Origin of the sequence: Marinomonas pontica (assembly GCF_026191375.1) — a bacterium.
GTDB lineage: Bacteria > Pseudomonadota > Gammaproteobacteria > Pseudomonadales > Marinomonadaceae > Marinomonas > Marinomonas pontica.
The window spans coordinates 1-21,757 of the sequence record NZ_JAODTL010000054.1 but is presented as its reverse complement, the minus strand read 5'-3'; the positions used below and the strand labels follow the sequence as shown (position 1 = coordinate 21,757).

At 44.8% G+C, this 21,757-nt stretch carries 23 protein-coding genes; 19 read left to right on the top strand and 4 right to left on the bottom strand.

Features of this window, described 5'->3' with window-relative positions:
• Positions 1 to 53: 53 nt before the first annotated feature.
• Complete coding sequence (gene bfr, locus N5P32_RS15905) at positions 54 to 527, top strand: bacterioferritin (protein WP_265730003.1); 474 nt, start codon at positions 54 to 56, stop codon at positions 525 to 527.
• An 11-nt stretch (positions 528 to 538) separates the two neighbouring features.
• Positions 539 to 1,003, top strand: coding sequence for a bacterioferritin (bfr, locus tag N5P32_RS15900; protein WP_265730002.1), 465 nt, complete (start codon positions 539 to 541; stop codon positions 1,001 to 1,003).
• A gap of 62 nt (positions 1,004 to 1,065) precedes the next feature.
• On the opposite strand, the gene N5P32_RS15895 is transcribed toward bfr (N5P32_RS15900), so the two are convergent.
• The 3 genes from N5P32_RS15895 to N5P32_RS15885 all read right to left on the bottom strand — a co-directional run bounded on the left by N5P32_RS15895 (position 1,066) and on the right by N5P32_RS15885 (position 2,751).
• A complete protein-coding gene (locus N5P32_RS15895) occupies positions 1,066 to 1,212 on the bottom strand; it encodes a (2Fe-2S)-binding protein (RefSeq protein ID WP_265730001.1) in 147 nt (48 codons plus the stop codon).
• Between the two features lie 178 nt (positions 1,213 to 1,390).
• Positions 1,391 to 2,032 (bottom strand): DsbA family oxidoreductase, encoded by a 642-nt coding sequence (locus tag N5P32_RS15890; protein ID WP_265730000.1) that lies wholly within the window; start codon positions 2,030 to 2,032, stop codon positions 1,391 to 1,393.
• 44 nt (positions 2,033 to 2,076) lie between these two features.
• A complete protein-coding gene (locus tag N5P32_RS15885) occupies positions 2,077 to 2,751 on the bottom strand; it encodes a DNA-3-methyladenine glycosylase I (RefSeq protein ID WP_265729999.1) in 675 nt (224 codons plus the stop codon).
• 145 nt (positions 2,752 to 2,896) lie between these two features.
• Here N5P32_RS15885 and N5P32_RS15880 point away from each other — a divergent pair, with 145 nt between their 5' ends.
• From N5P32_RS15880 to N5P32_RS15855, 6 genes are read left to right on the top strand one after another with little or no spacing between them, the layout of a single operon-like run.
• Positions 2,897 to 3,622, top strand: a complete 726-nt coding sequence (locus tag N5P32_RS15880; RefSeq protein WP_265729998.1) for a pyridoxine 5'-phosphate synthase — start codon at positions 2,897 to 2,899, stop codon at positions 3,620 to 3,622.
• 4 nt (positions 3,623 to 3,626) lie between these two features.
• Positions 3,627 to 4,232, top strand: a complete 606-nt coding sequence (locus tag N5P32_RS15875) for a tRNA-uridine aminocarboxypropyltransferase (protein ID WP_265729997.1) — start codon at positions 3,627 to 3,629, stop codon at positions 4,230 to 4,232.
• A gap of 34 nt (positions 4,233 to 4,266) precedes the next feature.
• Complete coding sequence (locus N5P32_RS15870; protein ID WP_265729996.1) at positions 4,267 to 4,560, top strand: DUF1244 domain-containing protein; 294 nt, start codon at positions 4,267 to 4,269, stop codon at positions 4,558 to 4,560.
• A 7-nt stretch (positions 4,561 to 4,567) separates the two neighbouring features.
• Complete coding sequence (locus N5P32_RS15865; protein WP_265729995.1) at positions 4,568 to 5,257, top strand: transglutaminase-like cysteine peptidase; 690 nt, start codon at positions 4,568 to 4,570, stop codon at positions 5,255 to 5,257.
• A gap of 10 nt (positions 5,258 to 5,267) precedes the next feature.
• Positions 5,268 to 5,768 (top strand): LapD/MoxY N-terminal periplasmic domain-containing protein, encoded by a 501-nt coding sequence (locus N5P32_RS15860; RefSeq protein WP_265729994.1) that lies wholly within the window; start codon positions 5,268 to 5,270, stop codon positions 5,766 to 5,768.
• Entirely contained in the window at positions 5,705 to 7,219 is a 1,515-nt protein-coding gene (locus tag N5P32_RS15855) for an EAL domain-containing protein (protein ID WP_265729993.1), read from the top strand. Before N5P32_RS15860 ends, N5P32_RS15855 begins: the two co-directional genes overlap by 64 nt.
• A 43-nt stretch (positions 7,220 to 7,262) precedes the next feature.
• On the opposite strand, the gene N5P32_RS15850 is transcribed toward N5P32_RS15855, so the two are convergent.
• The gene (locus N5P32_RS15850) at positions 7,263 to 7,634 is read right to left on the bottom strand and encodes a hypothetical protein (RefSeq protein ID WP_265729992.1); all 372 of its coding nucleotides are present in this window, start codon (positions 7,632 to 7,634) and stop codon (positions 7,263 to 7,265) included.
• A gap of 147 nt (positions 7,635 to 7,781) precedes the next feature.
• Between N5P32_RS15850 and N5P32_RS15845 the strand changes: the two genes are divergently transcribed.
• The 11 genes from N5P32_RS15845 to nirB all read left to right on the top strand — a co-directional run bounded on the left by N5P32_RS15845 (position 7,782) and on the right by nirB (position 21,749).
• Positions 7,782 to 10,070: a type I secretion system permease/ATPase gene (locus N5P32_RS15845; protein ID WP_265729991.1), complete on the top strand. Its 2,289-nt coding sequence runs from the start codon at positions 7,782 to 7,784 to the stop codon at positions 10,068 to 10,070.
• Positions 10,071 to 10,072: 2 nt separating this feature from the next.
• Complete coding sequence (locus N5P32_RS15840) at positions 10,073 to 11,404, top strand: HlyD family type I secretion periplasmic adaptor subunit (protein ID WP_265729990.1); 1,332 nt, start codon at positions 10,073 to 10,075, stop codon at positions 11,402 to 11,404.
• 104 nt (positions 11,405 to 11,508) lie between these two features.
• Positions 11,509 to 12,144 carry a response regulator transcription factor gene (locus tag N5P32_RS15835; protein WP_265729989.1) on the top strand — a complete coding sequence of 212 codons (636 nt, stop codon included), beginning with the start codon at positions 11,509 to 11,511 and terminating at the stop codon, positions 12,142 to 12,144.
• Between the two features lie 207 nt (positions 12,145 to 12,351).
• Positions 12,352 to 12,957 (top strand): ANTAR domain-containing response regulator, encoded by a 606-nt coding sequence (locus N5P32_RS15830; protein ID WP_265729988.1) that lies wholly within the window; start codon positions 12,352 to 12,354, stop codon positions 12,955 to 12,957.
• Positions 12,954 to 13,436 (top strand): ABC transporter substrate-binding protein, encoded by a 483-nt coding sequence (locus tag N5P32_RS15825; RefSeq protein ID WP_265729987.1) that lies wholly within the window; start codon positions 12,954 to 12,956, stop codon positions 13,434 to 13,436. The genes N5P32_RS15830 and N5P32_RS15825 overlap by 4 nt, the downstream gene beginning before the upstream one ends.
• Complete coding sequence (locus N5P32_RS15820; RefSeq protein WP_265729986.1) at positions 13,388 to 14,152, top strand: ABC transporter substrate-binding protein; 765 nt, start codon at positions 13,388 to 13,390, stop codon at positions 14,150 to 14,152. The genes N5P32_RS15825 and N5P32_RS15820 overlap by 49 nt, the downstream gene beginning before the upstream one ends.
• Positions 14,153 to 14,509: 357 nt before the next feature.
• Positions 14,510 to 15,919, top strand: coding sequence for a CmpA/NrtA family ABC transporter substrate-binding protein (locus tag N5P32_RS15815; protein ID WP_265729985.1), 1,410 nt, complete (start codon positions 14,510 to 14,512; stop codon positions 15,917 to 15,919).
• A gap of 76 nt (positions 15,920 to 15,995) precedes the next feature.
• The gene (locus N5P32_RS15810) at positions 15,996 to 16,967 is read left to right on the top strand and encodes an ABC transporter permease (RefSeq protein WP_265729984.1); all 972 of its coding nucleotides are present in this window, start codon (positions 15,996 to 15,998) and stop codon (positions 16,965 to 16,967) included.
• Between the two features lie 70 nt (positions 16,968 to 17,037).
• Positions 17,038 to 17,886 carry an ABC transporter ATP-binding protein gene (locus N5P32_RS15805; protein ID WP_265729983.1) on the top strand — a complete coding sequence of 283 codons (849 nt, stop codon included), beginning with the start codon at positions 17,038 to 17,040 and terminating at the stop codon, positions 17,884 to 17,886.
• 4 nt (positions 17,887 to 17,890) lie between these two features.
• On the top strand, positions 17,891 to 19,120 hold the full coding sequence (locus tag N5P32_RS15800) for an NAD(P)/FAD-dependent oxidoreductase (RefSeq protein WP_265729982.1): 1,230 nt from the start codon (positions 17,891 to 17,893) through the stop codon (positions 19,118 to 19,120).
• A 70-nt stretch (positions 19,121 to 19,190) separates the two neighbouring features.
• Positions 19,191 to 21,749, top strand: a complete 2,559-nt coding sequence (gene nirB / locus N5P32_RS15795; protein ID WP_265729981.1) for a nitrite reductase large subunit NirB — start codon at positions 19,191 to 19,193, stop codon at positions 21,747 to 21,749.
• The last annotated feature ends 8 nt before the right edge of the window (positions 21,750 to 21,757 follow it).

The following is a 21,757-nucleotide window of genomic DNA, read 5'->3' as shown; positions in this document are numbered from 1 at the left end:
TGAATACTGTGCTCGTTCAGAAAATGGACTTGCTTCCAACAAGAGGAAAAGACATGAAAGGCAGTAAAAAAGTAATTGATAGTTTGAATGCGTTGCTAGCGAACGAGCTGGCGGCGATTGATCAGTACTTTATTCATTCTCGTATGTACGATGATTGGGGCTTGAATAAGCTTTATGAGCGTTTGAATCATGAGATGGAAGAAGAAACGCAACATTCTGACTGGCTAATTAAGCGTATTTTGTTCTTGGAAGGTGTGCCTTGCATGACGAAACGTCGCGATTTACTGATTGGTTCTGATGTTAAATCAATGATGACAAATGATTTAACGCTGGAATTAGAAGTGGTTAGCTGTGTGCGTGATGCCATCGCTATTTGTGAAGCGGAAGGCGATTATCAAACGCGTGAAACCCTTGAAAAGTTGTTGTTTGATACGGAAGAAGACCATGTGTATTGGTTGGAGCAGCAACTCGGATTGATGGAAAAAATTGGCATGCAAAACTACTACCAGTCACAAATGGGTAACTAAGGAGAGTTTGTATGAAAGGGGATCGTGACGTAGTTGCTAGCCTAAATAAAGTGTTAGCGAATGAACTAGTGGGTATTAACCAGTACTTTCTTCACGCGCGTATGTTCAAGGACTTTGGCTTTAGTGCGTTGGATAAAGCGGACTATAAAACTTCCATTCAAGAAATGAAAAATGCCGATCGTTTGATTGAGCGTGTTTTGTTTTTGGAAGGCCTGCCAAACCTGCAAGATCTAGGTCGTTTGCGTATTGGTGAAAACAGCGAAGAGATGATTTCAGCGAATTTAGAGTTTGAACTGGATACATTGCCTGCGCTGAAGGCCGCTATTGACCTTTGTGAGCAGAAAAAGGACTTTATGAGCCGTGATGCATTGGAAAAAATATTAGAAGAGCAAGAAGAGCAGATTGACTGGCTTGAGACTCAACAGCACTTGATTGCAAGTTCTGGAATAGAAAATTACCTGCAATCTCAAATGTAATACTTTGCTTTGTGATTAAGCTACTTGAACTTGAGTTTCAGCAATTTTGATAAGCTCACTGTTCAGTAGCTTTTTGCGCACTGACAGCATTTCCCGCACTGACTTCCAATACTGTGTTCTTTGTAAAGTTCGCGCATGGTTGTAGCGCCTTCCTGAATCGACGCCTTAATTGTCTTGTCTGATACTCGATTACAAATACATACGTACATAAATGAAAATCACTCTCACTAATATTCCAATCATGCGATTCTATTTTTAATGGTAATGATTATCAATAGATAAAAATTAATCTATTTTTAAGGTTTGATAGTTTTTTATAGAAGACACCAATAAAAGCGCCTTACAAAAGCGTTTTTATTGGTGTGAGAGAGAAGAAAACTAGAAGCTTTAGTGCTCTTTTTCGGCGATGTCGTTTAGGACTTTCAGAAAGGATTCAGGATCATGTGCGCCTTGAATCATGTATTTGTCGTTGATGACATAAGTTGGGACAGATTGAATGTCTAGGTCTCGCAGGTGTTGCAGCTTTTTCTCTGTCAGTTGCTGGGCGGTCGAGCTTAAGGCGTATTCAATGTCGGTTGGTTTTAGGCCAATGCTTAGGGATAACTCTTCTAATACACTTTGTGAGCCAATGTCTTTTCCGTCGGTAAAGTACGCATGAAAAAGCGCGATCACAAACGGCGTGGCTAACCCAGACTTGGTCGCGGAAAGCACAAATTGATGAGCAAGTTTGGTGTTTGGGATTCGATCTTTTTCTGAAAAATTGAATTGGATACCCGCTTCAATGCCAACTTGTTGTATAGCGTGCGTGGCTTCATTCAATTTCTCTGGGCTACCAAATCGTTCACCTAGATAGATTTCTCGGTCAGCGCCTGATAATGGCATGTCTGGGTGTAGTTCGAACGGCTGCCAACGAATGTCGATTTTATAATCGTCGCCCAATTGTTCGATGGCTTGTTTAAGGCGTGAATAACCTAAATAGCACCAAGGGCAAACCACATCTGAAATAATGTCGATACGCAGATCGGCCATGAGTTCTCCTAAAATATTGTACGGTTACTGAATGTCTAAAGGGGTTAATTGACGCTTAATGCAATGCACTGACTGATTTCTGTGTATGAGCGTCTGCTTTCTTTATGCCAATGATTAAATGCTGTTTGTGCCGCTTTCCAAGCGGACTGAGTGTCTCTGCCTGTTGTGATGATCTCATGTTGTCGCAAATAGCCTTCGACATCGTTGGTGAGCATGAAGGTGTCTTTTCCCATCGCTCTTAATGCGTATGGTCCCGTGTTGCCACCTAAGCGAGCGCCGTGCTTTTTTAGGTAAGCCCATAAGCCAATAATGTCGTCATTAGGCCACTTAGCGACAAAATTCGAAAACGATCCGTGACTGGCCTGACATTCGTTAATCATGAGTGCATTCTCTCGGATGGTCATGACTTTGCCGAAATTGCGAATGATGCGCACGTCTTTGGCTTTTTCTTCCCACATTTCATCGTGAATCAGCAGCATTTTTTCAATATCAAATTCGAAAAAGACAGTTTCAAAGCCGGGCCATTTGTTGCGTACTACTTGCCAGTTAATACCAGATTGAAAGACTTTTTGAGTGAATGCGGCTAGCCATCTGTCATCAGTATGTTGACTGAGTTGCGAGGTGCTGAGTGGTCGAGACAGTCTTTGTTCTAACTGTGTTGACCCTCCATGTCGAAGTGCTGCGCGGTCATAAATTGATTGAAAGAGTTCGTATGTCATCTTGGACTCCTAGTATGTGGGCGCAGTTTACCATAACCCTTGATCCATATGATGGATTGAACCAATATCTTGTTTGCTATTTTAGTGATGGACGCTATGTGTTTGTCCTATAATGCCAATAAATGACCCTGTCGAGAGAAGTTGAATGACACATTTGAGCGTTAACCTGAACAAAATAGGCTTACTTCGAAATTCACGTGGAAGAGATTATCCAAACTTAATTGCGATGGCGGAGCGAACACTAGAGCTTGGTGCGTTTGGTATCACCATTCACCCAAGACCGGATCAACGACACGCAACGTACCAAGACGCTTATGATTTGAAAGCCTTGCTGAAGCGTTTTCCTGGCGCTGAATTAAATGTTGAAGGGTTTCCTGACGCCCAGTTTTTGGATGTGGTGCTCGACGTTGAACCCGATCAATGTACGCTGGTGCCTGATGACCCAAATCAGCTCACTTCTGACCATGGCTGGAACATTGCCCGTGATCAAGACGCGCTTCGCCCTGTGATTGCTAAATTAAAAGCGAAAGGTATTCGCGTTGTGTTGTTTATGGACCCTGAACCAGAAAATATGGCACTTGCTAAAGACATTGGTGCGGATCGAGTTGAGCTGTACACAGAAGCGTACGCCAATGCATTTGGGAAAGCCGGTTTTGAACAAGTGCTTGAAACCTATCAGCAAGCGGCACAGGCGGCATTAGATGCCGGTTTGGATGTGAACGCTGGACATGACTTAGATTTGAACAACGTGCAAGCCTTGTGCGAGCAGGGACGAATCATGGAGGTCTCCATTGGTCATGCACTTACGGTTGAGGCCTTGGAGCAAGGTTGGAACAACGTAGTGAAAGCGTATTTAGCTAAACTGGCTTAATACAGTGGAGACTGCAAAACGAGCACGTTGTGAAGCCTGTTGTTTTTTAGTGGAACAATGTGTTTGTCCGTGGATACCTCATTTATCCACTAAATTGCAGGTTCTAATATTACAAGATCCAAAAGAAGCGAAGCACGCTAAAAACACCGTGTCATTGTTGTCTTTAGCGTTGCCGTCTGTGGTTTGTCTTTCAATATCAAGCCATGACGAGATGAAGGCTTTGTTGTCTCAAAAAGATCGAACGGCATGGAAACTGGTGTTTCCATGTGAGGATGCGGTGCCAATAGAGTCGAGTACTTCAACGAAAAAGGCAGATGTTGAAGGGCTCATTCTCATTGATGCAACATGGCGAAAAGCAAAGAAGCTTTATTTAACGGAGCCAATTTTGCGTGAATTCGGTGCAGTGAGTTTTGCTCAGCCGCCATTAGGACGGTATACGATCCGAAAATCGCCTAACGAACATGCTCTGTCGACACTCGAAGCGTGTGCGTATGCCATAGAGCAGGTGACTGGCGAAAATATGCAGCCGTTAAGAGTCTTTATGGCGGCAGCACAAGAGTGGCAATGGCGACAACAACCACTGAACCATCGACATAAAAACGAGTCATAAAACCCTATTACTAACAGAGAGATGTAGTCTTGCTATGAGTAAACAAACTGAAATCGAAGCCGCTGTTCTGCGCCGATTATTAAAACACTTGGACGAGAACAAATCTGTGCAAAATATTGACCTGATGAATTTAGCGGGTTTTTGTCGTAACTGTTTGAGTAAGTGGTATATGGCCGAAGCACAAGAGCAAGGCGTTGCAATGGATTACGATAAGGCGCGTGAATTTGTCTATGGCGAGCCTTATGACACTTGGAAGGCGAAATATCAGCCTGAAGCCACGCCTGAACAATTGGCGACTTTCAACGCCAAATCAGAGTCAAAAAAGTAGAGTGAACGTGAAAAAACGATTTGAATCGTTTTTTTTGTTTTTAGGCCACAACAAGCGCATGGTGTCCATGCTGCTTGTTGTGTGCTTGATGCCGCATTGGCTGTTGTACGCTGATGTATCGGATAAATATCGTAAGTTGGCTAAGCAGGCGGCAGCAGTGTACGGTGCGAGCGCTGAGAAACGAATTTTAGCATGGCGCAAGTTAGTGGATGACAGCCAATCCTTATCGATCGTTGATCAACTTACTCAGGTGAATAATTTTTTCAATCAAATGGAATTTGTTGACGATATGACATTATGGGGTAAAGAAGACTATTGGGCGACGCCCATTGAATTTTTAGGCATGCAAGCAGGGGACTGTGAAGACTTTACCATTGCCAAATACTTCACTCTGCGTGAGTTAGGCGTGCCTGATGAAAAACTAAGATTAGTGTACGTAAAAGCGTTGAAGTTGAATCAGCATCACATGGTGTTGGCGTATTATCATAAGCCGACTTCCGTTCCTGTTTTGCTTGATAACCTTGATAAAGAATTAAAACCCGCGTCAAAGCGCAATGATCTTTTGCCAATTTATTCTTTTAATGCAGAAAACTTGTGGCTTTCTAAGGAAAAAGGGCGCGGTGTCTTGGTTGGTGGCTCATCTAGATTGAGCTTGTGGACAGATTTAAACGGTCGTTTTAATACGATGACAAATTAGGAGAACGTGGATGACGCTGTTCCGCCAATTAATGTTGACGATAATCGCCATTTTTTCATTGATGCTTGCTGTGGTGATGGGGATTGATTTCAATGCTACAAAGGGGTATTTAATCGGTCAATTAGAATCAACAACACAAGATTCTGCCACGTCACTCAGTATGTCCGTGTCTGATTTTATGGCGCTAGAAGATTACGCCTCGGTGGAAAGCAGCATCAATGCGGTTTTTGACAGTGGGTATTTTTCGGAAGTTCGTATTCACGTTTACGACACGGATAAGGATATTTCTCGCTCTAATGAAACCATCATTAATGGTGTGCCAAAGTTGGTTTATACAGCTGATAGATTTTTTAAAGTACCTGTTGCGAAAGCCGTCATTTCAAATGGCTGGAGTGAGCTTGAGCAAGTGTACATTACCGGCAGTGCTGGCTATGGCTATAACCAACTTTGGCTGGCGACGAGAGATTTATTGATATCATTTTTGTCATCGGCGCGATTACACTCATTGTAGGGAGCTTTGCTCTGCGTTACTTATTTCAGCCTTTGGTTGAACTGGAGAAGCAAGCGGAAGCGATTCAACAGCGTCGCTTTATGAAAATGACCAATGTCCCTAAAACTCGCGAGTTAAAATCCGTAGTTTTATCCATGAATCGCATGGCCGAAAAGCTCGAAAAAGAGTTTGCTTCTGAAGTAGAAACCGCACAATGGTTGCAGGCCAAGGCTTTTAAAGACCCTGTTAGTGGATTAGGTAACCGAAGTTTTTTTGAAAGCCAGATAAAATCTCACTTTGCGGAACGGGAACGCGGTACTGATGGCTTAGTTTTTGTGAGCTTGGCGGACTTGGGCAAACTGAATAATGAACGAGGCTATGAATCAGCGGATATGTTCATTCAGGCTACGGCGGATATATTGTCGAAGAAGGTCGCAATGATTTCGTCTTTTACAACGCTTGCGCGTTTGTCTGGTGCCGACTTTGTACTGCTTATTCCGAATGTAGATCACAGTCAGTTAAAGCATATAGTGCAAGATATTATGTCGGATTTAATGGAGCTAAACACCGCCAGCATCAGTTATTCCATCGCCGTGGCAAATATCGGCGCGGTGACCATCGACGGCAGTGTTGAGCGCGCAAGTGCAATGTCACAAGCGGATACCGCGTTGCGTGAAGCGAAGCGTGAAGGTGCGAATACCTACAAAGTATTTGATTTGAATGTGAGTCGGAATGTATCGATTAACCGAACGCAATGGAAAGACATTTTAGAATCTGTGATTAAACGCCAAGCGTTTAAATTGAAAAAGCAGAAAGTGAGTACGTTAGATGATTCGCCGGTTACTTCACAAGAAGAAGTGTTTATGGGGTTGGAGCACGCGGGCAAAGAATATCACGCGGGGTATTTTATTGGTTTGGCTGAACAGTTTGATTTGGGTGATCAGATCGACAAGGTGATTGTGTCTCAAGTCATACATTACATTAAATCGAAACACCCTTCTGTGCCTCTGACGGTAAACTTATCTGCGTCAGCGTATGCAAAACCAGAGTTCATTGACTGGTTGAAACAGATTCTTGCTCAGCAGACCGCTGAGGTGAAAAGCAAATTAATGTTTGAAGTGACTGAGCAGAGTGTTTTGCTGGAAGAAACCCAAGCCAATGTGTTGGCGCAAATGCTGAAATCTCAGCGTGTATTATTTGGTATTGATAACGTGGGTAAGCAATTCTCAGCCTTTCAGTACTTACAAACACTGATGCCAGATTATGTGAAAGTGGACTCGTCCTATACCCGTATGGCGGCAGGAAAGGAGTCAGAATCCTTCTTCATGCATACGCTTTGTAAAATGTTTAACAGTTTAAACATTGAAGTCATTGCAACGGGTGTAGAGAGTGAGAGGCAATTAACCGCATTAAGACGTTTTGATGTGACGGGTGTGCAGGGGTATTTTGTGGGTCGAGCGCAAGATATGTAAGCGGTTGGTTTACGTATCTTGCTACCGATGAATTTGTAGGTCTTCAGATTAATGAGTCGCCACTGTCTTCGCCAAGATGATCGTTTTCTATCATTAAGCTTTCATCGTTATTGCTGTGAACGCCACGAACCCACTTTCTTCCGAGTAGTTTTTTCTGTGCGGCAAGTGGCAGTTCAGTAAACTGAATTAAGCGTTTTTCTGTAAGAAGATCGACTAAGTCTTCTAAAATACGCATCATTTCGCCATCGGAACTTGACAGTATTTCTTGGGTGCTGGTGCTTGCAGAAGTGAACTTTTTTTCTAGTATGCTGGCAACAGTCGGATCGTTTGGTGCAACAAGTAATTTGTATTCGTTTGATTGGGATGTTGCTACGTCAACAATGACGCCATCCGCATCGACTTTTGCATATAGCATATTGATTTCCTTCTAATCTCTCAATGTGTGAGTAAGTGATTTGTTCACTTCCCATCTTACCTAATAACCACTATTCTAGACCATAACTGTCATCATTGTATTGTATGTTTATAAGCCAAATTTGGGTTGTTTAGGAGAATATAGAGCATGTCTGACACTGGTCGTCCAGAGCAGAACTCTTCGTCATCGGCAGAGAATGAGTCTTATGATGAAAATGAAATCACAAATGAAGCAGAAGATGGCGCAACCGATACGGTGAGTGAAGAGGCATTACAAGCCGAGGCCAATCAGTGGAATGTCCAAAGTGCGTCGTTAGAATATCCTAATCCGTTATTAGATTGTTTGGTCTTATTAAGTAAATATTTCTATAACCCCTATACTGCCGATGGCATCGCAGCGGGGTTACCTATTACTGACAACGCCATGACTCCTGAGCTTTTCCAGCGTGCTGCACAGCGGATTGGCCTCAGTACCCGATTTGTTAAGCGTTCTTTGGCAAAAATTCCTGATATGGTCATGCCGGTTGTTTTGCTCTTAAAAGAAAAGCAAGCCTGTGTGTTGTTGGAATTAGATAGAAAAAACGGAAGCGCTAAAATTCTCCGACCAGAATCCGGTGAAGGTGAATTAACGATAACCATAGAGCAGCTGAACGAATCGTTTTCGGGTTACTGCTTTTTTGTTCGTCCCTTGTATCAATTTGACAAACGTTCCGAAAAAAGTGACGAAAAAGAAACCAAAAAAGGTCATTGGTTTTGGGGAACCGTTACCGGGTCTTGGCGAATATATCGTGATGTTTTCATCGCGTCGTTATTAATTAATATTTTTGCCGTAGCCAGCCCCTTGTTTGTCATGAATGTTTATGATCGTGTTGTGCCAAATAACGCGTTTGATACCCTATGGGTTTTGGCAATTGGCGCCGCGGCGGTGTATTTATTCGATTTTTTACTGCGCATGCTGCGAGCGTACTTTATTGATATTGCCGGTAAAAAATCAGATATCTTGATATCCGCGTCGATTTTTTCCAAAGTGAATAACATCACGATGGCATCTCGTCCTAAGTCGGTTGGCGCATTTGCAAAGAACTTGCAAGAGTTCGAAAGCATCCGAGACTTCATCACGTCTGCATCCATCACCACCTTGGTGGACATTCCGTTCATGTTTTTAATCATTGGCGTAATATGGCTGATAGGTGGCCCCGTTGGTTACATTCCGATAGTGACCATTGCGCTGATTGTCCTATACAGTCTTATTATTCAAATTCCGCTACGACGTTCCATTGAGGAAAGTCAAAAGACCGCGTCTCAGAAAAACGCAGTATTGATCGAAAGCCTATACAATGCTGAAAGTGTGAAGCTGAATAATGCGGAAGGCGTCATGCAGCAACAATGGGAAAATGCCGTAGGCAATATTGCCGATTGGGGGGTAAAAACGCGTCAGTTGTCACAGTCTTCTTCGTCATTTGCAATGGTGGCTCAACAGCTGACAACCGTGATTATTGTTATTGTCGGTGTGTATCAAATATCAGAAGGTAATATGAGCATGGGGGCGCTGGTGGCGTCAGTCATGTTGACAGGAAGAGCGCTTGGTCCAATGGCGCAAGTGGCCAGTTTGGCGACTCGTTACAATCAGGCTAAGTCGGCTTTTTCGTCATTGAATGAGATCATGTCTTCGCCGGTAGAAAACCCAGATAACGTGAAATTTGTGCACCGTCCTTCATTTAAAGGGTCTTTTCAATTTGAAGCGGTAGACTTTGCCTACCCAGATCAAGAACAGGCCGCGGTAAGTTCGATAAACTTCACCATTCAGCAAGGTGAGAAAGTTGCCATTATTGGGCGTATTGGTTCGGGTAAGTCAACATTAGGCAAATTAATGACGGGCTTGTATACACCAGGCTCTGGCGCCATACGCATAGATGGTGTCGATTTGAGGCAAGTAAACCCGACCGATTTGCGTCGCAATGTTGGCGCGGTGTCACAAGACGTGAATTTATTTTATGGTTCCATTAAAGACAACATCGTCATGGGTGTGCCTTACATGGAAGATGACGCGATCATTCGAGCGGCGGATTTATCCGGTGTGTCTGAGTTTGCTAATCGTAAGCCAAGCGGGCTGGACAGCAATGTTGGTGAGCGTGGTGCCTTGTTATCTGGAGGGCAACGCCAAAGTATCGCGATCGCAAGAGCGTTACTTTTTGATCCGCCGATTCTTATTTTGGACGAACCGACGGCGTCTATGGACAACACCACTGAGGCTCGGATGAAACGTCGATTAATGGAAGGGATTAAAGACAAAACCCTCATCTTAATTACACATAAGGCCTCTATGCTAGACATGGTTGATCGTATTATCGTCATGGATAACGGTCGCTTGATTGCTGATGGTCCAAAAGCACAAGTGCATGAAGCGCTTCGCCAAGGCAAATTGAAGGTCAGTTAATAATGAGCAATAAAAACCAGATATCTCAAAACGATTTAGAATATTTGACGAACCGAAATGCAGCATTGATGCTGAAAACGCCTCGTGGTGGTCGAATTATTTTATGGGTTATTTTTATTTTTGTGACGGTCGCTTTGGTGTGGGCGCACTATACCTCGTTGGATGAAGTTACCGTTGGTGAAGGGAAAGTCATACCATCCAGTCAGGTTCAGCAAATACAAAACCTTGAGGGGGGTATTTTAAAAGAGATCAATGTTAAGGTGGGGCAAGTGGTCGATAGTGGTCAGGTGCTGATGACTATTGAAAATACAGAAGCTTTGTCGTCATTGCGTGAACAGCAAGCGGAATCGATTAACTTGCGGGTGCGTGCCACACGTCTGCAAGCCGAATCGTACGGAGTTAAGCCAGAGTTCGATGCACAGGTGATGAAAGAGTATCCGCAAGTGGTGAGTCGAGAGATGGACTTGTATAAAAACCGCCTAGAGTCATTACGCACGAATCAGTCCAGTTTCCAGCAGCAAATAGAGCAGCGAAAACAGGAAATTGTCGAGTTACAAGCCAAGTTAGACAACTTAAAACAAAGTTATGCGTTCTCGAAAGAGGAGTTGTCATTAACGCGCCCCGCGTTTGAGCAGGGGGCTGTTTCTCGGGTTGAACTATTGCAGTTGGAGCGTCAAGTAAACCAGTTGCAAGGGGATCTAGAAGCAACGCAATTGGCGATTCCTCGCGCGCGATCGGCTTTAAAAGAAGCGCAAAGTAAATTAGAAGAAAGCGATGCGAAATTTCGTGCGGATGCGCAAGAAGATTTAACAACAGTAAAAAGCAAGTTAGACCAACTCCGCGAGAGCAATGTGTCGCTTGAAGATAAGGTTTCCAGAACTCAAGTGAGATCGCCGGTTAAAGGGATAGTTAAGCAGCTGCAGATCAATACCGTTGGTGGTGTTATTAAACCAGGAATGAGCTTGCTGGAAATTGTTCCGATTGAAGATTCCTTGTTGATCGAAGCGAAAGTTCGTCCAGAAAATATTGGTTTCATTCAACCAGATATGAGCGCGGTGGTAAAACTATCGGCCTATGATTTTGCTATTTTTGGCGGTTTACATGGGGTGGTTGAAAATATCAGTGCGGACACCATTTTAGATGAAGAAGGCAACAGCTTTTACTTGGTGAGAGTGAGGACAGATAAAAACCATTTAGGCCGTAAAGAAGCACCATTGCCTATTATTCCTGGTATGCAGGCAACGGTAGACATCATTACGGGCAAAAAGACATTGTTAGATTATTTGCTAAAACCGATTCTGAAGGCAAAACAGAATGCGCTCCGTGAGCGCTAATTACAAAAAAATGGCAGGTTTGATGACGAGTAACAAATGTTAACAAACCGTTATTATTTGCTGGTTAGAATAGCAATATCGCACTTGATAGGACGAGATCAATTTTGAAAATTTTGTGTTGGAATACAGATAGCGCCGTATGGAAGCATTGGAATCAAGTGATAAGCCGTGGTGTCTCATTAGTTCGTGTTGATACCTTGGAAGAAGTGCGCCAAATATTGAGTGCAAAACCGTCTGAATTTGAATACTGCTTCTTTTATTTGGATCAGGAATTTTTTGCAAAGGACGTCGAGGATGTGGCCAGTGTTTGCGCTGAGCTTCCTCAACAAAAAGTGGTCGTCTTCCCCAGCCAGCATAGTCAATCGGCGGCATTACGGCTTTTTTCTGTCGGTGTAAACGGGCAGTGCGCGCCCTATATTGGTAAAGAGCAATTGACCTTGGTTTTGTCGGTCATTGAGTCTGGTGAGATTTGGGGTGGAAAAGCCTTTATTCAGCAGCTTATTCAGCAATCTGCTTTGCCTGTCGCGCAGCCGAATAGTGCGTTAGATGAGTTATCTGAACGCGAGTTAAGCGTGGCGCAATGCGTCTCTAAAGGCTTATCTAATAAGCAAATTGCCCTTGAATTGAATATTACTGAGCGTACAGTGAAAGCCCATTTGACGTCGATTTTTAAGAAAACACAGACAAAAGATCGTTTGGCATTGGCGCTTTTGGTGAAGCTGCAGTCTGTCGTGCATTAAACTTGTTCATCGAGTCTTAGTTTGCGCTTTTTTGGTTCGCGTTTTACTTTTTTGATGTCTTTCTGCTATTAAATTGACGTTGTTTTCTTCTTTAAGGCCCTAAAACGGGCCTTTTTCCTGTCTATTATTCCATTTTATGTGTGTCTAAATGGCGCATATCTTGCATTTTTTTTGGTGCTTACTTTACGTTTTTTAAGAGAATGCACCATGCTTGCTCCCCCAGAAAAAGAACTGACTGTGATGTTGGTAGACAATGAACCAGCAAGAGCGGCCATTGTTGAACAGGCGATGGTCGACAGTGGTTATCGTGTGATTAGGCGCTTGGAGAGTGCTAAAAACCTCACGGAAGCCGTGGCAGAGTTTCAGCCGGATATGGTCATTATTGACATCGAATCACCCGATCGGGATATGTTAGAAAACATGTCTCGACTTACTCAAGATAACCCACGCCCGATTGTTATGTTCGCCGAAGAAGACGATTCCAGACATGTGGAAGCCGCTATTCGTGCTGGTGTAAGTGCTTATGTTGTTGACGGCGTGAACAGTGGCAGCGTTAAGGCGCTTCTTCAAGTGGCCATCGCAAGATTTAGGGAGTTTCAGGCGCTTCGATCTGAATTAGAGTCAGTGAAAAGTCAGCTTGAAGACCGCAAGCTAATAGACAAAGCAAAAGGTTTGATAATGAAACATCAGAAGTGTGATGAACCCGCCGCTTATCAAGCTCTGCGCAAATTGGCTATGGATCGTAGTCAGCGTATGACCGACGTAGCTCGAAATATTATCTCTGTGATGGAATTAATGGGAGGCTCAAAATGATCTTGATGCAGCCAAATACAGTTATTCAAAATGCAGAGCCTATTCGAATTGGGTTTATTCCATTGATTGATTGCGCTCCTTTTGTCATTGCTCATGAGAAAGGTTTCTTCTTACAAGAAGGCGTGGATGTGGTGCTTTCCAAGGAAGCGTCTTGGGCGAGTATTCGTGACAAGGTGACGTTTAATTTACTGGATGGTGCTCATATGTTGGCGTCCATGCCAATTGCGGCCAGTTTGGGTATTGGCACGATAAAGACATCCATGGAAACGAGCTTTACGGTCAGCCACAATGGTAATGGCATCACCATTGGGAATGAATTGTACAAACAGTTACAGCGGTTTGCTGTGTCATCGGCAGACATTCGATCGGGTGCCGCGCTGAAAAAGTTGATTGAAAGTCGAGGTAAGGGGCTGCGCCACTGCGGTTTGCGATGGTATACCCTTACTCATCGCATAATTACCAGTTGCGGGATTGGTTAAGTCGAGCGGGTATTGATTCGGATAATGATGTGCAGATCGTGGTGGTGCCTCCGGTCAAAATGGTGGACAGTCTTCGCCAAGGAGACATAGACGGTTACTGTGTCGGCGAACCATGGAACAGTCTTGCTGTGGAGCAAGGTGTTGGGCATATGTTGGTCACGGGATTTGAAATTTGGGGAAGCACACCAGAGAAAGTGTTTGGTGTGAACTCGACTTGGGCTGAGCAAAATCGCGGGTCGTATCTTGCGGTGATACGAGCGCTAGAGCAGGCATGTAAGTGGGTGGATAATCCGGCGAATCAGACAGAGCTGCTTAATATTTTAAGCCAATCTGATTATTTAAATTGCACGGTTGAGCAGCTGGTCTATGGTTTCGGATCGGTAAAGCCTAAGGGGCAGTTCGATTGGCCAATGGACGCCTATCAGCGATTTTCAGGCAGTGATATTAATAAGCCGCTTCCAAGTTATGCATTATGGATCATGGCGCAGATGCATCGTTGGCATCAACTGGATCATGTCACGTCGCTGAACGATTTGGCGGAGCAAGTTTATCGTAAGGACTTGTTTTATGAGGCGCTGGGCTTAGCGCAAAGGAATCAGGCATCAGAGTGGCGATTGTCTGCAAAAGAAGAGTCCACTTGGCTTTCCTCTGTTGCTTCAGGAAAGATCCGTTTGCACCCAGAAGGCATATTAAAAGGGTTTGATCGTTTTGAGTGAGTGGTATTTGAACATGTCATGTTTTAGTGCGTTGTGCGTAATGATTGGGCGAAAAAAGGTTTTTCAGCGGGCTCATACGTCATTCGTGGCGGTGTTAAATATATAAATATTATATAAATCATATGGTTAATTATGTTGGCACGTTGCGTGCTTTATTAAATACATTGAGAAAAATAGTTAGCTAAAAAATTTTGGTGAAATTAGCAACGATGCTGAATTGTCACCCACATTACTGAATATCCAATGTAGGATTTTCTTTGAATGGCAAAGGCGCCTGTGAACACATTTTGTTGTGATTGCATGCGCCTTTTTTGTTTTTCTACTTTTTAAACCTGTCTTTAGAAGCGGAGTATGACGATGAACCTTAGATTTTTGAAAGCCGTAATTCCCCTGCCTGTGACTGCAATAGCAGTACAGAAAGTCCGTGCGTCTGTGTTGGTCGGCTCTGTTCTTTTGTCTGGCATTGCTCATGCAGAGCTTGGTTATCCGGAAAAAGAAGAGTTGAAATTTGGCTTTATAAAGTTAACAGACATGGCGCCATTGGCGGTGGCCTATGAAAAAGGCTACTTCGAAGATGAAGGCTTGTACGTCACGTTAGAAGCCCAAGCAAATTGGAAAGTGCTGTTGGATCGAGTCATTGATGGGCAATTAGATGGTGCTCACATGCTGGCGGGACAGCCATTGGGCGCCACCATCGGCTACGGTACCAAAGCACACATTGTGACGGCGTTTAGCATGGATTTGAACGGGAACGGCATAACTGTATCAAACGATGTTTGGGATGAAATGAAGAAAAACATTCCAAATGGCCCCGATGGAAAGCCAGTTCATCCTATTAGTGCAAGTGCTCTAAAGCCGGTCATTGATGGTTATAAAGCGCAGGGTAAGCCATTCAAAATGGGCATGGTTTTCCCAGTTTCCACTCACAACTATGAATTACGTTATTGGCTTGCTGCAGGTGGAATCAATCCTGGCTACTACGCGCCAGCACGAGGCGATACCAGTGGCCAAATCAATGCAGATGCTCTGTTGTCTGTAACGCCGCCACCACAAATGCCAGCCACCATGGAGGCCGGCACTATTTCTGGTTACTGCGTGGGTGAACCATGGAACCAACAAGCCGTATTTAAAGGTATTGGCGTGCCAGTGATTACCGATTATGAAATCTGGAAGAACAACCCAGAAAAAGTATTTGGTGTGAGCAGTGATTGGGCGGAGCAGTATCCAAACACACATATTCGTGTGGTGAAAGCGATGATCCGTGCTGCGAAATGGTTGGATGATAACAATAACGCTAACCGTCCAGAGGCTGTGAAAATCCTTTCACGCAGCCAATACGTTGGTGCCGATTACGATGTTATCGCCAACAGTATGACGGGGACATTTGAATACGAAAAAGGTGACAAGCGCGAGATTCCTGATTTCAACGTCTTCTTCCGTCACCACGCGACTTACCCGTATTACAGCGATGCCATCTGGTACCTAACGCAAATGCGTCGTTGGGGGCAGATTGCGGAACCTAAGTCTGACGAATGGTTCATGAATATCGCTAAAGAAGTTTACCGTCCTGACATCTATGCGCAAGCGGCTAATTCATTGATCGAAGATGGCATCATGATGGCGTCTGAATTCCCTGACTTTGACAAAGAAGATGGATTCAAACCACCTCAAAGTGACTTCATCGATGGCGTTTTGTATGACGGAAAATACCCGAATGACTATTTGAAACGCTTCAAAATCGGCCTGAAAGGTGATGATCAGATTTAAGAAGATCAAACACAAAGAGTCAGTCCAAAGTGGTCACATACCGTGGCCACGTTCCAAGAAATAGAGTGAGAGAAAGATGATGATTTCAAACATAACGATGGCGTCTTTGAAGGATAAGATCAGCGCATTTTCTGTGAAAGGAATGCTGCTGCCTGTCTTTGGCATCTTGGTTTTCATCTTGTTGTGGCAAGTCGGAGCAAGTCGTGTGCATACCTCATTGGGAGAGTTTCCAGGGCCTGTGGTGGTGTATGAACAATGGAACAGTCTGGTGGCTGAGCATCAAAATGAGCGCATCAAGGCGGATAAGTTTTACGCCAGACAAGAGGAGCGTATTGCCCAAAGACAAGCCAAAGACCCTAGTTATGTTGGAACAATAAGAGACTACACCGGTAAACCAACGTTTTTTGATCAAATTTTTACCAGCTTGTATACGGTTTTAGCAGGTTTTGGGTTGGCCAGTTTGATTGCGATTCCTGTCGGTATTTTGATAGGCCTTAACAGGTCGGTTTACAGCGCCTTGAACCCCGTAATTCAAGTCTTTAAACCTGTGTCGCCATTGGCATGGTTGCCCTTGGTAACCATGGTGGTGAGCGCGAGTTATGTTTCTGATGATCCGATGTTTTCAAAGTCATTTTTGACATCCATGTTCACTGTGACTCTGTGTTGCATGTGGCCCACGTTGATTAACACCGCGGTGGGTGTGGCTGCGGTGGAAAAAGACTTGCTTAACGTATCAAAAGTGTTGCGTCTTGGTTGGATGACACACGTGGTGAAAATTGTAGTGCCGTCTGCGATTCCGTTGATGTTTACCGGTTTGCGTTTGTCGCTTGGCATTGCGTGGATGGTATTGATTGCGGCAGAAATGTTGGCGCAAAACCCAGGGTTAGGGAAATTTGTGTGGGATGAATTCCAAAATGGCAGTTCAAATTCGCTAGGCCGAATTATGGTGGCGGTGTTGATGATTGGCTTTATTGGTTATTTATTAGACCGAGTTATGTTGGCGATTCAGCGTTTTGTTTCTTGGGACAAAACTCAGGTGCTGCGTTAGTTGAAGGGATTCAGCGAGTAGGCCATTTGTCAAAAATAGAGTAATGAAAATACGCGAATCGGAGAAAAGTATGACAACACATTTAGATATCAGCCATGTTTCCATCGAGTTTCCAACGCCAAAAGGCTCGTTTAAAGCGCTTGATAACGTTAGTTTGAAAATAGAGAAAGGCGAATTTGTTTCGCTTATTGGTCACTCTGGTTGCGGCAAGTCAACCGTACTGAATATTGTGGCGGGTTTGTATGATGCCACCGAAGGCGGCATTTTGTTGGACGGCAGAGAGGTAAAAGGGCCGGGCCCAGAAAGAGCGGTGGTGTTTCAGAATCACTCTTTATTGCCTTGGTTAACGTCTTATCAGAATGTTGAGTTGGCTGTTAAACAAGTGTTTCGCAAAACAAAATCTAAGAAAGAAATGCACGATTGGATCATGCACAACCTTGAATTGGTGCACATGACGCATGCGGCCGATAAGCGCCCAGCTGAAATTTCTGGTGGTATGAAGCAGCGTGTTGGCATCGCCCGAGCATTGGCCATGGAGCCAAGTGTCTTGTTGATGGATGAACCTTTCGGCGCGCTTGATGCCCTGACGCGTGCGCACTTACAAGACTCGTTGATGGAAATTCAGAAAGATTTAAACAACACCGTCATCATGATCACGCATGACGTGGATGAAGCGGTCTTGCTATCAGATCGCATTGTGATGATGACGAATGGTCCAGAAGCCACAATTGGTGAAATTTTGCATGTAGATTTGGAGCGCCCAAGAGACCGTTTGGCGCTGGCGAATGACCCAAAATATGTGGATTACCGTGCTCAAGTGCTGACTTTTTTGTACGAAAAACAGCGCAAAGTCGAACCCATTCATAGTGTGGCTAAAAACAAAGCCACGCCTGCTACCACCAAGGCTGCGCAGGCGTAATACCATGAACCAGACAATGAAACGTCGGCTGGTGATTGTGGGTGCAGGTATGGCCGGTAGTAAATTGGCACACGATGCAAAAATCGCGTATGGCGATGCATATCATATTATTTTGATCGGTGAAGAGGCTCAGGTTGGTTATAACCGCATACTGCTGTCGTCTTTACTGGCAAATGATATTGCCGATGCTGATATGAAGCTGGTGGATGCGCAAAAAATGCAAGACGACGGTATCGAAATCGTCGCTAATGACCCAGTAGTTCGTGTTGATGTGGCTGAAAAAAACGTGATGTTATCCAGCGGACACCAAGTGGCTTACGACCAATTGGTGTTGGCGACTGGCTCGCGGGCAAGTCGTTTGCCAATAGACGGGGCGAATGCGCCCAACGTGATGGGCTTTCGGACTTGGAATGACGTCAATGTCATGACCCAAATGAAGCCTAACCAGTCTATTTGTGTGGTGGGTGGTGGCCTTTTGGGGTTAGAAGCGGCCGTTGGTTTGGCGAAACGCGGACATAAGGTAACGGTATTTCATCGTTCTCATTGGTTACTAAATCGTCAGCTTGATCAAGAGTCCGCCGCATTACTGCAACGACGTTTGGTAGAGATGGGAGTGGCGTTTCGACTGGGTGAGTCGCCTGTGTCCTTTGTGCAATCTGACGACGGTCAAGTCGAACAGGTGGTTTGTCAAAATGGTGACCAACTGGGTGTTGACTTGGTTGTGATGGCGGCGGGGATTTCACCTGAAACCAGCTTGGCGAGCACGGCTGGACTGGCGGTTGATCGCGCTATTTTAGTGGACAAGCAAATGAAAACCTCTTACGCGGATGTGTTTGCGATTGGCGAGTGCTGTGAGTTCAACCAACAGACCTTTGGGTTGGTCGCGCCGATTTGGACGCAAATTACTGTGTTATTGAGTGTTTTATCGGGATCGGAAGCGGCTTTTTCTATAGAGCCAACGCCAACAAAATTAAAAGTGTCGGGTGTGAATCTTTTTTCTGTAGGAAGGATTCAGCCCATCAGTGGAGACAGCTGCCTCCTTTTTAAGGATGTCAGCGTAAACCATTACCGCAAACTGGTAGTCAATGATGGCTTGCTGGTTGGAGCAATTCTTTATGGCAACGTCGCCGATGGGAGCTGGTATTTCCAGTTAATACAAAATAAGACCAATGTCTCTGACATGCTTGATTTGCTGATATTTGGCGAAGCGTATTGCTGCCCCAAAGTCGCGTAATTAGGTCGTTTCGGACGTTGCTAGCCGTTAGGCATGTTACTTCAATAAAAGTTATTGCAAGGGGAATAAAATGACTTCTACCGTGTCTTTTCTTAATTCTAAACCTCATTTAGTCGTGATCGGCAATGGTATGGTCGGTCACCACTGTGTCGAGCAGCTGATCGCTCAAGGTGGGCATGATGCCTTTAATATTACGGTTTTTGGTGAAGAGCCGTATTTGGCCTATGACCGAGTGCATTTAAGCGAATATTTCACGGGGAAAGGCGCCGCGGATTTGGCCATGACGGACGGCTCTTTGTATGCCGACAATGGCGTTCGCTATTTTACAAACAGTTTGGTGACAGAGATCGATCGCGATGCGAAGCGTTTGATGTTGCATAACGGTGAGGCACTATCATACGACAAGTTGATTCTGGCCACTGGCTCATACCCTTTTGTTCCACCCATTCCCGGTCATAAACGTGATAATACTTTTGTGTATCGTACATTAGACGATTTGGATGCCATTCGTGCTTGTGCAAAAGAAGTCACGCGAGGCACGGTCGTTGGCGGTGGTTTGTTGGGGCTCGAAGCGGCCAATGCGTTGAAAAATTTGGGTCTCGAAACCAGCGTCGTGGAATTCGCTCCGCGTCTTATGCCAGTTCAGTTAGACGATAAAGGCGGTTCTGTTCTTAAAGAGATGATCGAAGGCATTGGTGTAAAGGTGTACACCGATACGGCGACCAAAGAGATTGTTGATGGGGAATCGGCTTTTCATCGAATGAACTTTGCCGATGGTTCCCATCTTGAGACGGATTTGATTTTGTTCTCTGCGGGGATTCGTCCTCAGGATGCGTTGGCGCATCAATCTGGTTTGGCCGTGGGTGAACGAGGTGGCATCAGTGTCAATAATCACTGCCAAACCAGCGATGAAGACATTTATGCGATCGGTGAATGCGCGCTGTGGAATAACCGTATTTTTGGTTTGGTGGCACCAGGTTACGCGATGGCAAAGGCCGCTGCAGGTCATTTAATGGGCAACGCGAGTGTGACCTTTACTGGTGCTGATATGAGCACGAAATTGAAGTTGCTTGGCTGCGATGTGGGCTCTGTTGGCGATGCTCATGCTCAGTCACAGGGCTGTAAAGTGTTTGTTTATCAAGATGAATTGAGCCAGAGCTACCGCAAAATGGTGGTGTCCGAAGACGGTAAAAAGTTATTAGGTGCGGTTTTGGTTGGCGACAACAGCTACTACGATACGCTGTTACAGTATTACTTAAACGCCATTGATTTACCGGAACAAGCGCAGTCGCTGATTTTGCCTGCAATGGAGGGAGCGCCTGTTGGGTTGGGAGTTGATGCGTTGCCCGCAACGGCGTCGATTTGCAGTTGTCATAACGTTTCTAAACAAGACATTAGCGATGCGGTTTGTTGTGGTGCGTTGTCGGTTGGCGATGTAAAAGGCGTCACCAAAGCGGCAACCGGGTGTGGTGGTTGTGCCGCGTTGCTGAAAAAGGTGGTCGACAATGAATTGTTGGCGTTGGGTGTTGAGGTCAGTACGGACATTTGTGAGCACTTTGCGTACACACGTCAAGATTTGTATAACTTGGTCAAAATAGGCGAGATTAAAAGCTTTGCTGAGTTGTTAAAAACACATGGTAAAGGGCACGGTTGCGAAATCTGCAAACCCGCTGTCGGCTCCATTTTGGCGAGTGTTTGGAATGACTATGTGCTGAAAAAAGAGCACATCAGCTTGCAAGACACCAACGATCGTTTCCTTGCCAACATGCAAAAAGACGGCACCTACTCTATTGTTCCGCGTATTCCCGGCGGCGAAATTACGCCCGATCGATTGATCGTTCTAGGTGAAGTGGCCAAAGAATACGGACTCTATACAAAAGTAACCGGCGGTCAGCGTATTGATTTATTTGGTGCTACTTTGCCACAGTTGCCCGAAATTTGGGGGAAATTAATCGCAGCGGGATTTGAGACTGGTCAGGCCTATGGCAAGTCTTTGCGTACCGTAAAGTCTTGCGTTGGCAGCACTTGGTGTCGTTACGGCGTGAATGACAGTATGAAAATGGCGATTGATTTAGAGAACCGTTATAAGGGGCTGCGTTCGCCTCATAAGATTAAATTCGCCGTATCGGGTTGTACCCGAGAATGTGCAGAAGCACAGAGTAAAGACATTGGGGTCATTGCCACCGAAGGCGGTTGGAATTTGTACGTGTGCGGTAATGGTGGTATGAAGCCCCGTCATGGTGATTTGTTTGCCAAAGATTTGGACGATGAAACCTTGGTGAAATACATTGACCGCGTGCTGATGTTTTACACGAAAACCGCCGACCGATTGCAGCGTACTTCCGTCTGGATGGAAGGCTTAGAAGGTGGTTTGGATTATCTAAAAGACGTGGTTATTCACGATAAACTAGGCCTGTGTGCCGAGTTGGAAGCGCGTATGCAGCATGTGGTTGATACCTTCCAATGCGAATGGAAAACCACACTAGAAGACCAAGAAGCGTTGAAAACCTTTCGCCAATTTGTGAATTACGACGGTGAAGACAGCAACGTAGTGTTTGTGGAAGAGCGCAATCAAATGCGCCCTGCAACGGACCTAGAAAAACAGCAATTAATCGCAAAGGTGGGTTAATACGATGA